Consider the following 13,511-nt stretch of genomic DNA (forward strand, 5'->3'; position numbering starts at 1 on the left):
GACCCTTGACAGCCCTCGGCGCGGCGCTTCAGTATCCGTTCACATGGAACATCATTCCGCGTCGATCGGCATGCTGGTCGTGGGCGTGGGGTTCATCGCCGAACAGCACACCGCGGCGATCCACGCCGACCCGCGGTCGCACCTCGCCGGCATCGTCGACGTCGACGCGGGTCGCGCGGCCACGGCCGCGCGCGCGAACGGCGGCGTGCCCTGGTGGACCGATCTGACCGAGGCGCTCGCGAGGCCCGAGGTCGAGGCGGTCGTCGTCTGCACGCCCAACCACACCCACGCTCCGATCGCGGTGGCCGTCGCCGAGGCCGGCCGGCACCTGCTCATCGAGAAGCCGCTCGCCACGGACGTGGCCGGCGCGCGCCGCATCGCCGCCGCGTTCGCCGACTCCGGCCGCGTGCTCATGCCGGCCCACACGCACCGCTGCTACGACTACGCCCGCGCGGTCAAGGAGGCGCTCGGCGACCTCGGCCGCCCGGAGTTCCTCCGCCTGGCCATCCTCGGCGGGTGGATCTGGCCCGACTGGCGCGCCTGGGTGCTCGACGCGGCGCGCTCGGGCGGACACGCCCTGCACAACGGCGTCCACCTGCTCGACCTGGTCACCTGGTGGACCGGCGACCGGCCCGAGACGGTGTACGCGCGAGGTGGCAAGCAGACATCCGCCGAGCTGGACATCTACGACTACCTGGAGATGACGGTCGGGTTCGCGGGCGGCGCGACCGCCGTGTGCGAGATGAGCCGGGGCCACCGCCCCGCCACGTACGCCGCGCGTGACGTGCTGGTCGTGGGCGAGCGAGGCGTGCTGACCCTGCCCTGGGACGCCGAGGCGAGCCTCGTCACCGGCGAGTCCGGCGCCGGACTGCTCCCGCCCGCGGGCGCCAACGGCTTCGCCGTCCAGCTCGGAGCCTGGCTCGACGCCATCGGCGGCGCGGAGCCGCTCATGAGTCCCGACGACGGTGTGCTGGCCGTCGCGATGGGGGTCGCGGCCGAGCGGTCCATCGCGACCGGCGAGCCCGTACGGATCGACGACGTACTGACGGAGGAAGGCTCATGACGCGCGTTCTGCTGGCCGGGTTCGGCGGCCTCGGCGGTGGGCAGGACCACCAGCGCGCCATGTACCTGCCCGCCTTCCAGGCCCACCCCGGCTTCACGGTCGCCGGCGCCGTCGGCGCGGACGACCTGGGCGTCCCCTCTTACCCGGACCTCAACACGGCGCTGGCGGAGAGCGACGCGGAGGTCGTGAGCGTGTGCCTGCCGCCCGGCGAGCGCGCCAGGGCGATCGTCGCCGCGCTGCGCGCCGGCCGGCACGTGCTCGCCGACAAGCCGCTCGCCCTCACCGCCGAGGACACCGAGGCGGTCGCCGCCGCGGCGGCCGAGTCCGGCACCGTCTGCATGCCGGCGCACCACCAGCGGTTCGCGCCGGCGCTCCGCTCGGCCAGGACGGCGCTCGCCTCCGGACGGGTCGGCCTGCCCTGGAACGTCCAGGCGGACTTCCTCGTCGCCGGCGGCGACCCGTGCCCGCTCGGCGAGCTGACCAACCTCGGCGTGTACCCGGTCGACGTCGTCCTCGCCCTCACCGGCCTGCCCGTACGCCGCGTGCACGCCCGCGCGGGCGACGGCGTCACGCTGCTCCTGCTCGACCACGACCGCGCCCTGACCAGCGCGATCGCCGTCGGCCGGATCACCGGTACGGCCGATGTACGGCCCGGCGGCCTCGCGGTGCACCGCTACCGGATCAGCGGTTCGAACGGCGTCATGAACGTGGACGCCACCAAGCCCGGCGCCACGCTGCGCACGGCCGCCGGCGTACGGACCGCCTGGACCGGGCCGGACACCCTGGCGCGGATGCTCACCGAACTGCACGCCGCGATCACCGGCGGACGCCCCGCCGAGGTCGGCCCCGCCGACGCGCTCGCCGCGATCCGCGTGGTCGAGGCGGCGCGGCGGTCGCTGGACACCGGCCGGCCCGTCTCCCTCTCCCCCGAACACTCGCAGGAAGGCCGCAAGTGAAGCTCGCCACGTACCGCAAGGACGGCCAGGTCCGCCATGGCCGGATCATCGACGACACCCACGTGACCGACCTCGGTCCCGGCGACGTCACCCCCTTGCTCGGCCGCCCCGGACCCGGCACGGACGGCGTGCGGTACCCGCTGGAGGACGTGACCCTGCTGGCGCCGCTCCTGCGGCCGGGCAAGATCCTCGCGGTCGCCGCGAACTACCAGGACCACGTCACCGAGACCGGCGGCGAGCGGATCGACAAGTCGCGGATCTCGCCGCGCCTGTTCCTCAAGCCGCCCACCGCGATCAGCGGCCCCGGCGAGGACATCGCGCTGCCCTCGGTCAGCGACCGGATCGACTGGGAGGTCGAGCTGGTCGTCGTGCTGGGACGCGGCGGCAAGGACATCGCGGTGGACGACGCGCTCGACCACGTCGCCGGTTACACCGTCGGCAACGACGTGTCCGCGCGGGCCATGGACTACGGCTACGAGCGGGACACCGATGACTCCGCCGTCGGGTTCTTCGACTGGCTGAGCGGCAAGTGGCTCGACGGGTTCGCCGCGCTCGGCCCGTGGCTGCTCACCTCCGACGAGGTGCCCGACCCGCAGGCCCTGGAGATCTCGCTTGAGCTGAACGGCGAGGTCATGCAGCACGCCAGCACGGGTGACATGATCTTCAATGTGGCCGAGCAGATCGCCTTCGCCTCCCGCATCATGACCCTCGAGCCCGGTGACCTGATCTACACCGGGACGCCCTCCGGCGTCGGGCTCGCCTCGGGCCGCTTCCTCAAGGCCGGAGACCGGATGACCGCGCGGCTGGCCGGCATCGGCGACCTGGTCAACAGCGTGCGCCTATGACCGAGCGAAGCGAGGGAATCGACAAGCAGAGCACCTTGGTCATGGGACCGACGAAGGAGGTCCCATGACCGACCTGCTGATCACGGGCGGCGTGGTCGCCGACGGGACGGGGGCGCCGGAGCGCGCCGCCGATGTGGCGATCTCCAATGGGCGGATCGAGGCCGTGGGCGACCTGGCCGGGCGGCCCGCCGCCCGAACCCTCGACGCGACCGGATGCGTGGTGTGCCCCGGGTTCGTGGACGTGCACACGCACTCCGACCTGACCCTGCTGTCCAGCCCGTACGCGCACAGCAAGGTCCGGCAGGGCGTCACCACCGAGCTGATCGGCAACTGCGGCCTCGGTGTCACGCCCGTGCTGGGCGACGTCGCCGCGCTGCGCGGCGCGGCCGGGTACCTCGATCTGGACCCCGCGGTCGCCTGGGACTGGACCGACCTGCCCGGCTACCTCGACGTGCTGGCCGCCGCGCGCCCGGCCGTCAACGTCGCCTCACTCGTCGCGCACATCCCGCTGCGCGCGGGCGTGGTCGGGTTCGGCGACCGGCCGGCGTCGCCGGAGGAGCTGGACCGGATGTGCGGGCTGCTCGGCGACGCCCTCGACGCGGGCGCCGCCGGCGTCTCCACCGGACTGATGTACGCGCCGCTCACCTTCGCCCGCGAGGAGGAGCTGTCCGCGCTGGGCCGTGTCGCCGCCTCGCGCGACCGGCTGTTCTCCTGGCACATCCGCGACTATGGCGACCACCTGCTGGACTCGGTGCGCGAGGTGCTACGCGTCGCCGAGGCCACCGGGTGCCGCACCCAAGTCTCCCACCTGATCGCGGTCGGGCGGCGCAACTGGGGCAAGGTCGCCCGTGCGCTGGAGCTGATCGACGCGGCGCGCGACCGCGGCGTCGACGTCGCCGCGGACGTGTACCCCTACCTCGCGGGCAACGCGCCGCTGTCCCAGCTGCTGCCCGCCTGGGCCCAGGCCGGTGGCGAGGCCGCCATGCGGCAGCGGCTCGCCGACACCGGCGTACGGGACCGGATCCGCGAGGAGTGGCGGGACCTGCCGAACTCCTGGTCCGACATCACGGTCAGCCGCATCCCCGCCGAACGGCCCGGGATCGAGGGCCGTACCGTCGCGGACCTGGCCGATGACGGTGCGGACGTCGTCCTCGACCTGGTCGGGGAGTTCGGCAACGCGGTGATGATGGTGGCCGGCGGGCGGAGCGAGGAGGACCTGCTGGCCGTCCTGCGGCATCCGGCGACCGTGATCGGCTCCGACGGTCAGGCCCTCGACCCCGGCGGGCCGACCGGTGCCGGCGTTCCCCATCCGCGCTCGTTCGGCTGCTATCCGCGCCTGTTCGCCGACCACGTACGGACCGGGCGGATCCCGCTCGCCGAGGCGGTCCGCAAGTGCACCGGGGCCGCCGCCGCCCGCGCCGGGCTGACCGACCGCGGCGAGCTGGTACCCGGCAAGGCCGCCGACGTCGTCGTGTTCGCCCTGGACCGGATCGGCGACCGGGCCACCTACGCCGACCCCCAGCAGTACCCGGACGGCGTCCGCGCCGTCCTGGTCAACGGGCGGATCGTCGTCCAGGACGGCACCCACCTCGGCGAACGCCCCGGAGAGGTGCTCCGCGCCAAGCAGGAGGACAAGTGATCGACTTTCACACCCACTGTCACCGGCCCGAGCACTGGGGCTGTGAGTGGGAGAAGCACTGGCGGCCGGTGTACGGCCGCGACGCGCACGACTACGGGCCGGAGGAGTACGACCGGGCGATGGCCCCGGTGACGGCGGCGTGCGTGTTCGGCATCCGGGCGACCGCCGCCGGGGTGCTCACGCCGAACGACTTCACCGAGCGTTTCTGCGCCGAGACCTCCACCGAGACGATCGGGTTCATGGCGCTGGACCCGACCGACCCGGACGTGCTCGACCAGCTCGCCGACGGTGTGGCGCGGGGGCTGCGCGGCATCAAGCTGTACCCGGTACTGGCCCTGTTCGACCCGCGCGACGAGAAGCACGACCCGTTCTACCGGGCCGCCGCCGACAACGGGCTGGTCGTGCTCTGGCACATGGGCGCGACGCCGAGCCCGGCCGGCGACCTGTCCGTCAGCAACCCCCTCGTCGTGGACGAGGTGGCGCGGCGGCACCCGGACCTCGTACAGATCATCGCGCACCTCGGCCACCCGTGGCAGCGCGAGACGATCGTGACACTGCGCAAGAACCGGCGCGTGTACTCCGACGTGTCGGCCTCCTGGGCCCGGCCGCTGGACGGCTACCTCGCACTGGCCCGCGCGCAAGAGTGGGACGTCGTGCAGAAGCTGGTGTTCGGCTCGGACTTCCCGCTGTGGACCCCGGCCGAGGCAACCGAGGGCCTGCGGTCGCTCGCGTCCTCCCATCCGTCCGGGTTCCCGCCGATCAAGTCCTCGACGATCGAGTGGCTGCTGGACGGCGACCCGCGGGCCGAGATGGGGCTAGCGTGACACCGCTCGCCGAGCTGGCGACCCCCGCGCTGCTGGTGGACCGTACGAGACTGGAGCGCAACGTCGCGGACATGGCCGCCTCCCTGCGAGGCGCGGGCGTCGCGCTGCGCCCGCACTTCAAGACCTCCAAGTGCCTGGAGGTGGCCCGCCGCCAGCTCGACCATGGCGCGATCGGCTTCACCTGCTCGACGCCGGCCGAGGTACGGCTACTGCAGGACGAGGGAGTCGGCGACCTGCTGTGGGCGCACCAGCCGGTCGGCCCGGCCAAGGTCGCCTTCGCGGTGGAGGCGCTCCGGCGCGGCGGGCTGACGCTCGGGCTGGACTCGGCCGAGGTCGCCGCGCCGCTGGCGTCGAGCGGCGTGACCGTGCCGTTCCTGCTGGAGGTCGACACGGGCCTCGGCCGTACCGGCGTCGACCCGGACCGCGCGGTGGAGACGGCGACGCGGATCGCCGGGCTGCCGGGCCTGGAGCTGCGCGGCGTCATGACCCATGAGGGACACCTGGGCAAACACCGGGACCGTACGGCTCTGGAGGAGGCGGGCCGGCGAGCGGGGCATCTGCTGGCCTCCGTCGTGTCGGACCTGCGCGCGGCCGGGCTCGACTGCCCGATCGTGTCGGTCGGCTCGACGCCGGGCGCGACGTCCGCGCCGTTCGCCGAGGGCGTCACCGAGGCCCGGCCCGGGACCTACGTGTACTACGACTCGGGCCAGGTACGCCTCGGCAGCGCGACGCTCGACCGCTGCGCCCAGACCGTGCTCACCCGGGTGGTCAGCGCGCAGCGGCCGGGCACCGTCATCATCGACGCGGGCGTGAAGGCGATGAGCTCCGACGGCCTCGCGGGCGGCACCCTGGGCACCGTCTGCGACGTGTCCGGCCGGCCGCTGGAGGGCGTGGTGTTCGGCAACGGCAACGAGGAGCACGGCTACCTGACCGGTTCGGGAACGGCGAGCCTGCGCGTGGGCGACCTGCTTCGCGTGGTCCCCAACCACGCCTGCGGCACGACGAACATGTGGAGCCGCCTGCACGTCGTCGAGGACGAGCAGGTCGTGGACCACTGGCCCGTCCACGCGCGCCACTGAACGAGCACGCACACGAACGAGCGGCACCGAGCGATCCGCACCGGAGGAGACGGTGTCCCCAGCTCGTCCGGGGACACCGTCCCTCACCCTCACGACGTGGGGAAGCTCGCCCGTACGTCGATGCGGGAGTACTCCACGTGCCTCGTGAGCGGGTCGGTCCGCAGCGCGGCCTCCGTCAGCGGAAGCAGATCGTGGGTCTCGTTGTAGAGGCGGGAGTAGGCTTCGGCGAAGTTGACCCCGGCCGCCCGGCCGAACTCCCCGTTGCTCGACTCGACCAGCTTGCGCGCGAACAGGCCCGCGTAGCCCTGGCTCTCGAAGCAGTCCATCGCGGCCAGCTTCGTGCCCACGACCGGGGTGATGTCGACGAACAGGTCGTTACGCACCCCGTACAGGCTGAGCCCGTCGGTGACCGCGACCGGCACCGAGGTGAAGAAGACCTGACGGACGTTCGTCTCCGCCCGTCCGTCCAGGTTCTTCAGGTGCGTGGCGGCGCGGCCGAGGGCGGCGAGCGCGGTCATCGTGGCGACCGTGTGGGTGTTGGCGGTCATCGCCGGGTTCTGCGGGTAGTCGCAGATGACGACCTCCGGCCGCTCCCGGGCGATGACCGCGGCGACCTCGTCCACGACCTCCTCGCGCACCACCGCCATCGTGTCGTCGAGGTCCAGGGTGAGCAGTTTCCCGATCCCGACGATCTCGGCGGCGCGTTCGAGCTCGCCCTTCTTGTGCGCCACGATGTCGTCCAGCCCCGCGCCGGCGATCGCCTCGTCGGGTGCCTCCTTGCGCCACTCCTCGGCGTACCGGTTGGCGTGGATGCGCCCGCCGTGGGTGAGGATCAGCGCCACGACCTCGTCACCGGCCGCGGCGTGACGGGCCAGCGTCCCGCCACAGTTGGTGATCGTGTCGGCCGGGTGGGCGTAGATGGTGAGGATCTTCATCGGGCCACCGTGACCGCGCGCGACCAGATCGAGTAGGGCGACGGCGTCGGGTGGGACCAGTTCGCGCCGCGGTCGCCGAAGACCAGCATGCTGTGCGAGCCGGTCGGCAGGAGCACACCGTTCGCGGAGTTCTGGTAGTCCGCCTCGACCGGGCGGGTCCACGTGTGGCCGCTGCCGTCGGGCGAGCTGAGCAGCGCCAGCCCGGGGCGGCCGACCATCAGCACGAGCGGTCCGCCCGGCAGCAGCGACAGCGACGGGTACACGCTCACCACGTTCTGCCTGTCCGGCCCGGCCGCCAGGGGTGTCGCCGCCGACCAGGTCCTGCCGTCGTCGGTGGACCGCGAGACGTACATCGGCAGGTAGCTGCCGATCCGCATGACGATGAGCAGCGACCCGTCCCGGACGCGTTCGAGCGCGCCCTCGCAGAAGCCCTCGTACCCGGCGGCGGTCGTCAGGTTCGGGTTCACCGCGACGGTCGCGTCGAGGGTCCAGTTCACGCCGCCGTCGGTGGACTTCAGCACGATCTGCCGGTACTTGGTGTCGCCCGCGTAGTAACCGTATCCGGACTGGTGGAGCGTGCCGTCCGGGTCCTCCACGGCCGGGTGGACCAGCACGAACCCGCCCTGGGAGTACCCCGGCCGGTCGGTCTGCGTGGAGATCGGGCGCATGGCGGTCGGCGTCGTCATCTGACCCGTACGGGCGGTCCAGGTCGCGCCGCCGTCGTGGGAGACGCTGGAGTCGACCTCGGCCTTGAGGTCGCCGGAGCCCGCGACCATGTACGTGTGGTAGGACACGGCGAGCACATCGCCGTTGCGCAGCCGGGTCAGGTTGAAGGAGGCCGCGTCCGGCATCGGGTTGGCGGCCTGGTCGTCGACCCAGGTCCTGCCCATGTCGTCGGAGTAGGCCATCCGGGTGCCGCTCGTGGTGTTGTTGTCGCCGTGCGCCGGGTAGGCGACCAGCACCCGCCGGCCGGAGCCGTGCGGCTCGATGACGGCGGCGTTGGGCATCTCCACGATGTCCGAGGACTGGTCGATCGTCACCGGCGGCGCGATGGTGAACGGCGCCGTGCCGCCGGGCGGCGGGGTGTTCACCGCCGGGCCGTAGCCGACGTCGTCGAGGTAGACGTCGTCGCCCGTGGGGGCGGTGCCGTCGCTGGAGAACTGGTAGCCGGTGATGTCCGTGAGGGCCCGCACGCCGACCGGTCCGCCGTCGCCGACGTACTTGCCGCCGACGTAGACGTGCGCGGCGCTCATGTCCGCGGGCACCTGGATGTCGATCCTGGTCCACTTGGTGAGCGGCACGGTGCCGGCCGGCGCGACCTGGGTCCAGTTGGCGGCGTCGTACCAGCGGATCCGGCCGTTGCCGTCCACGACGAGGTGGAACGCCGTCTGCTGGGCCGCGACGTCCTTCTGGTGACCGAGGAGGTCGACCAGGAAGCCGTTCGGCAGCGCGGCCGGGTAGGCGTAGAAACTCAGCTCCGCACCCTGCTGCGCCGGCTGTGAGCAGGCGATCTTGGTGATCGCGGTGGTGCTGGGGTCGTACACGCGCAGGGACCGTGCGCTGGCCCGCCCGCGGGTGGAGCTGACCACGGCGGACGCGGCGCCCGACGGGGTGGAGCAGCCGGACGGCACCTGGCCGACCGGGTCGGTCTCATAGGTCCGCACCGTGACGGCGGCGTTCGCCGGGCCCGCGATGAAGCCGGCCGCCGCGACGGCGAGGACGAAGGCGGGCAGGACGTGCAGGAGTCTGGTGGTCCGGGACATCGGCTGTGCCCTCTCTCTCGGCATCCCCCCGGAATACGACACGGAATACCGTTCCATGTCAACGGTATGGTCGGAGCACCCGAGTGAGAGAGGCACTGCGATGCGAACGATCCACCCCGAGCACTTCCCCACGCCGGCCGTCCCGTTGAGCCACGGCGTACGCGCCGGTGACCTGCTGTTCGTCTCCGGCCAGGTCGCCACCGCGGCCGACGGCTCGGTGTTCATCGGTGACTTCGCGGCCGAGGTGAACTCCACCATCGACAACGTCGAGGCCGTCCTCCGGGCCGGCGGAGCGAGCCTGGCCGACGTGGTCAAGGTCAACGCCTACCTGGCGAACGCGACGCTGTTCGCCCCGTTCAACGAGCTGTACGCCCGCCGCATCGGCGACGTGCCGCCGGCCCGGACGACCGTCGTGGTCGACTTCGGCCACCCCGACGTCCGCGTCGAGATCGAGGCCGTCGCCTACCTCGGCGACAAGGACTGACCCCGGCGGGGCCTCCGGGCCGGAGGCCCCGCCGGACCTGGGATGCTTCCGGGCATGTCTCTCACGACCGGCGCGCCCTCCGTCGACCTCGCCCAGGTGTTCCCCGAACTGATCCCGTACGCCCGGACCACCGTCCGGCTGCATCCTCGGCGGGGCGAACCGGGGATGCGCGACAGCCACATCGGCGGTCCGCTGCTGTGGCCGGCCGGCGAGGCATGGCCGGAGTGCACCGACCAGAAGAGCCACGGCGGTGCCGCCGACCCGTACCCGATGGTCCCGATCGCGCAGCTCACCGCCGCCGATGTCCCCGAGGCCGGCTTCCCCGCCGGTACGGATCTGCTCCAGATCCTGTGGTGCCCCGAATGGCACGACCGGCCGCACCCCGAGGGCTGGGGCCAGGCGTGCCGCGTGTTCTGGCGCCGGGCCGCGGACGTCACCGACGTCCTGACCGACCAGCCGGATCCGGAGGAACACTGGGACTACGAGTGGGACATGATCCCCCGGGCCTGCGTCCTTCAGCCGGAACGCGTGGTCGAGTACCCATGGGAGGAAGAGCTCCCCGAGGACCTCCGCGACCGCGTCGCGGCCTGGCCGGCCGAGCGCGACCTGTACGACGACGGCTCCGCCATTCCCGGCTACAAGGTCGGCGGCAGCATGAACTGGTCGGTGAGCGACATGCCCAGGTCGCTGACCTGCCTTGCCTGCGAGGCTCCGCTCGCCCTCCTCCTGCAACTCGACACCTACGAGTGGGCCCTGGGCGCCTGGGGACCGGACGGGGAGCCGCACCGGTTCTGGCCGCTGGAGGAACGCCACCTGGAGCGGGAGGACCCGGAGTTCGACCTGGCACGGCAGCCGGTCGGGATGACGGTCGGCCGCGCCGGCCACGGGGGCCTGTTCGTCTGCTCCGCCGACCCCGCGCACCCGCCGCGCTATTTCACCCAGTAGAGCGTGCCGGTCACGGCTCCCCGGCCGGGGTGAAACCGGCCGGGCGCAGGGAACGGTGCACGATGCGCAGGGCCGCGTCGAAGTCCGGGTCGGAGGTCAGGCCCTCGGCGGCGGCGCGCAGCTCCGCGACGTACCGCTCCCGCTGCTCCTCGGTGAACTCCCCCGACGGCCCGGACACGCTGATCGCCGCCAGGCACTCACCGCCGATCAGCAGGGGCACGGCGACGCACCGCAGGCCGCCGCTGCGCTCGTTGTCGTCCAGCGCGTAGCCGCGCTCGCGCGTCAGCGCCAGCTCCTCGGTCAGCGCCTCCAGCGTCGTGATGGTGGCCTCGGTGAAGGCCGGGAACGGCTCGTCCGGCGTCGAGGCGGGCACCTGCGCGGGGTCGGTGTGCGCGAGCAGCACCTTGCCCAGGCCCGTGCAGTACGCGTGGTCGCGCGTGCCCGGAGGCGCCATGAACCGCAGCGGCCGGTCCGGCTCGGTCACGCAGATGTGCAGCACCTGCGAGCCGTCCAGCACGCCGAGGTTGGCGGTCTGGCCGGTCCGGTCCGCCACCGGCCGCAGGTAGCGCCCGGCGACCTCGGACAGGTCCAGCGAGGAGACGTAGGCCGTCGCCAGCCGCTGCACCTTGTGGCCCAGCCGGTAGGAGGGCCGGTCGTCGACCCGCACGGCGTACTCCAGCTCGCACAGCACGCTGAGCAGCCGTACGAGGGTGCTCTTGGGCAGCGCGGTGGACTCGCTGAAGTCGCCCAGTGTGGGCGGCTCGGGCCGCATGGCCATCTGTTCGAGCAGTGCGAGGCCGCGGGCCAGAGCGTTGGCGTGGTAGTTCGCCGACGCGGGACGCGCATCGTCGATCGGCGCCTGCTTGCGGCGCGATGTAGCGGCCACCTGATCTGCCTCCTGCACGGGCGGTACGGTCGAGGAACGGGGAGCGGGATCCCGGTCAGGGGACCACCGCGACCTCATTGTCGGGGAAGTGACAGGCGCTGGCATGGCCATCGCCCGTACGGCCGGTCAGCGCGGGTGTCTCGGTGGCGCAGACGTCCTGCGCCTTCCAGCATCGGGTACGGAACCGGCATCCGGAGGGCGGATCGCTGGGATCGGGCACATCGCCGGTCAGCGTGATGCGCTCGCGTTCGCCGCGCAGCTCCGGGTCGGGCACCGGGATGGCCGACAGCAGCGCACGCGTGTAAGGGTGCCGCGGCGCCGTGAAGACCTGGTCGCGGGTGCCGATCTCCACGATCGTGCCGAGGTACATCACCGCGATCCGGTGCGAGATGTGCCGCACGATCGACAGGTCGTGAGAGATGAACACGTACGCCAGCCCGAGCGTCCGCTGGAGCCGGCGCATCTGGTTGACCACCTGGGCGCGGATCGACACGTCCAGGGCGCTGACCGGCTCGTCCAGCACGAGCAGCTTCGGGTCCAGGGCCAGAGCGCGGGCCAGCCCGACGCGTTGCCGCTGGCCGCCCGAGAACTCGTGCGCGTACCGGTTCTCGTACTCCGCCGACAGACCGACGAGGTCGAGGAGCTCCCGCACCCGCGCCGGGCCCCCGTCGCGGTAGAGGCCGTGGACGCGCAGCGGCTCGGCGACGATGTCGTGCACGGTCATCCGCGGCGACAGTGAGGAGTGCGGGTCCTGGAACATGATCTGGATCTCGCGGCGCAGCGCCCGCAGCCGGCCGCCCTGGGCCGCGGTCAGGTCCTCGCCCCGGTAGAGGATCCGGCCGCCGGTCGGCTCCAGCAGCCGGACGATCATCCGGCCGGTCGTGGACTTGCCGCACCCGGACTCCCCGACGACGCTCAGCGTCTCCCCCGCGTTCAGCGTGAAGTTGACGCCGTCGACCGCCCGGATGTCGCCCTGGTGCCGGCGCAGCACGCCGCCTCGGATCGGGAAGTACTTGCGCAGGTTCTCCACCCGCAGCAGTTCCTCGCGCTCGGTCTCCGTGCTCACCCGGCCTCCTTCCCCGCCGCGTACAGCGCCAGGCCCTCGTCGAGCTCGTCCGCGTAGTGACACGCGCTGCGCCGCCCGTCGCCGAGGTCGTACGGCTCGGGCCGCTCGGTGCGGCACCGCTCGCGGGCCATCGGACAGCGCGGGTGGAACGCGCACCCGCTCGGCGGATCGATCATGTTGGGCGGGCTGCCGGGGATGGACAGCAGCTCGCCGTCCAGGTCCGCGCGCGGCACGCTCGACAGCAGCCCCACGGTGTAGGGGTGCCGCGGCCGGGCGAACAGCGCGCGCACGTCGGCCTCCTCCACGATCCGCCCGGCGTACATCACGATCACCCGGTCGGCCAGCTCGGCGACGACACCCAGGTCGTGGGTGATGAGGATGGTCGCCGCACCGGTGTCGCGCTGCGCGGTGCGCAGCAGGTCGAGCACCTGCGCCTGGATGGTGACGTCCAGTGCGGTCGTCGGCTCGTCGGCGATGAGCAGGTCCGGGTCGTTCGCGATGGCCATGGCGATCATCGCGCGCTGGCGCATGCCGCCGGAGAACTCGTGCGGGTACTGGCCGTAGCGCTTGTCCGCGTCCGGCACGCCGACCTCGCGCAGCAGCGCGACGACACGGGCCCGCGCCTCGTCGGCGCCCAGGTCGTGGTCGTGCAGCCGCAGCGCCTCGGCGATCTGGCGGCCCACCGTCATGACCGGGTTCAGCGCGGTCATCGGATCCTGGAAGATCATCCCGACCTCACCGCCGCGGATCTCGCGAAGCCGTTCGCCGCTCGCCGCCCGCAGGTCCTCGCCGCGCAGCAGGACGCGGCCCTCGCGGATGATGCCGGGCGGGGTGCGGACCAGGCCGAGGATCGACATCGCGGTCACGCTCTTCCCCGAGCCCGACTCGCCGACCACGGCGACGATCTCGCCGGCGCGCACGGTGAGGCTGACGCCGTCGACGGCGTGCACGAGGCCGTCGTCGGTGTCGAAGTCCACGACGAGGTTCTCGATGGACAAAAGCGGGGCATCGGTCATGGGCGTCCTC

The 13,511-nt window shown here is 72.7% G+C and carries 13 protein-coding genes; 8 read left to right on the forward strand and 5 right to left on the reverse strand.

The annotated features are described in order from the left end of the window. The first annotated feature begins 43 nt into the window (after positions 1-43). From ABEA10_RS36070 to ABEA10_RS36095, 6 genes are all read left to right on the forward strand, one after another. The gene (locus tag ABEA10_RS36070; protein WP_345471725.1) at positions 44-1,063 is read left to right on the forward strand and encodes a Gfo/Idh/MocA family protein; all 1,020 of its coding nucleotides are present in this window, start codon (positions 44-46) and stop codon (positions 1,061-1,063) included. Next, positions 1,060-2,019 carry a Gfo/Idh/MocA family protein gene (locus tag ABEA10_RS36075; RefSeq protein WP_345471727.1) on the forward strand — a complete coding sequence of 320 codons (960 nt, stop codon included), beginning with the start codon at positions 1,060-1,062 and terminating at the stop codon, positions 2,017-2,019. Before ABEA10_RS36070 ends, ABEA10_RS36075 begins: the two co-directional genes overlap by 4 nt. After that, a complete protein-coding gene (locus tag ABEA10_RS36080) occupies positions 2,016-2,864 on the forward strand; it encodes a fumarylacetoacetate hydrolase family protein (protein ID WP_345471729.1) in 849 nt (282 codons plus the stop codon). Before ABEA10_RS36075 ends, ABEA10_RS36080 begins: the two co-directional genes overlap by 4 nt. A 64-nt stretch (positions 2,865-2,928) precedes the next feature. Continuing rightward, a complete protein-coding gene (locus tag ABEA10_RS36085) occupies positions 2,929-4,503 on the forward strand; it encodes an N-acyl-D-amino-acid deacylase family protein (protein ID WP_345471731.1) in 1,575 nt (524 codons plus the stop codon). After that, positions 4,500-5,327 carry an amidohydrolase family protein gene (locus ABEA10_RS36090; RefSeq protein WP_345471733.1) on the forward strand — a complete coding sequence of 276 codons (828 nt, stop codon included), beginning with the start codon at positions 4,500-4,502 and terminating at the stop codon, positions 5,325-5,327. Before ABEA10_RS36085 ends, ABEA10_RS36090 begins: the two co-directional genes overlap by 4 nt. After that, a complete protein-coding gene (locus tag ABEA10_RS36095; RefSeq protein ID WP_345471735.1) occupies positions 5,324-6,406 on the forward strand; it encodes an alanine racemase in 1,083 nt (360 codons plus the stop codon). The genes ABEA10_RS36090 and ABEA10_RS36095 overlap by 4 nt, the downstream gene beginning before the upstream one ends. Before the next feature lie 89 nt (positions 6,407-6,495). On the opposite strand, the gene ABEA10_RS36100 is transcribed toward ABEA10_RS36095, so the two are convergent. Together ABEA10_RS36100 and ABEA10_RS36105 are read right to left on the reverse strand one after the other, a co-directional pair. Further along, complete coding sequence (locus tag ABEA10_RS36100; protein WP_345471737.1) at positions 6,496-7,341, reverse strand: PIG-L deacetylase family protein; 846 nt, start codon at positions 7,339-7,341, stop codon at positions 6,496-6,498. Then, the gene (locus tag ABEA10_RS36105; RefSeq protein ID WP_345471739.1) at positions 7,338-9,104 is read right to left on the reverse strand and encodes a sialidase family protein; all 1,767 of its coding nucleotides are present in this window, start codon (positions 9,102-9,104) and stop codon (positions 7,338-7,340) included. Before ABEA10_RS36105 ends, ABEA10_RS36100 begins: the two co-directional genes overlap by 4 nt. Positions 9,105-9,204: 100 nt before the next feature. Between ABEA10_RS36105 and ABEA10_RS36110 the strand changes: the two genes are divergently transcribed. Together ABEA10_RS36110 and ABEA10_RS36115 are read left to right on the forward strand one after the other, a co-directional pair. Beyond that, the gene (locus tag ABEA10_RS36110) at positions 9,205-9,588 is read left to right on the forward strand and encodes a RidA family protein (protein ID WP_345471741.1); all 384 of its coding nucleotides are present in this window, start codon (positions 9,205-9,207) and stop codon (positions 9,586-9,588) included. A gap of 54 nt (positions 9,589-9,642) precedes the next feature. After that, the gene (locus tag ABEA10_RS36115; RefSeq protein ID WP_345471743.1) at positions 9,643-10,533 is read left to right on the forward strand and encodes a YwqG family protein; all 891 of its coding nucleotides are present in this window, start codon (positions 9,643-9,645) and stop codon (positions 10,531-10,533) included. A gap of 10 nt (positions 10,534-10,543) precedes the next feature. On the opposite strand, the gene ABEA10_RS36120 is transcribed toward ABEA10_RS36115, so the two are convergent. The 3 genes from ABEA10_RS36120 to ABEA10_RS36130 are packed head-to-tail and all read right to left on the reverse strand — an operon-like array spanning position 10,544 to position 13,501. After that, positions 10,544-11,437: an IclR family transcriptional regulator gene (locus ABEA10_RS36120; RefSeq protein WP_345471745.1), complete on the reverse strand. Its 894-nt coding sequence runs from the start codon at positions 11,435-11,437 to the stop codon at positions 10,544-10,546. A 37-nt stretch (positions 11,438-11,474) separates the two neighbouring features. Further along, entirely contained in the window at positions 11,475-12,485 is a 1,011-nt protein-coding gene (locus ABEA10_RS36125) for an ABC transporter ATP-binding protein (RefSeq protein ID WP_345471747.1), read from the reverse strand. Beyond that, entirely contained in the window at positions 12,482-13,501 is a 1,020-nt protein-coding gene (locus ABEA10_RS36130; RefSeq protein ID WP_345471749.1) for an ABC transporter ATP-binding protein, read from the reverse strand. The genes ABEA10_RS36125 and ABEA10_RS36130 overlap by 4 nt, the downstream gene beginning before the upstream one ends. Positions 13,502-13,511 lie beyond the last annotated feature (10 nt).

The sequence above is a fragment of the Actinoallomurus oryzae genome (assembly GCF_039541955.1).
Taxonomy (GTDB): domain Bacteria; phylum Actinomycetota; class Actinomycetes; order Streptosporangiales; family Streptosporangiaceae; genus Actinoallomurus; species Actinoallomurus oryzae.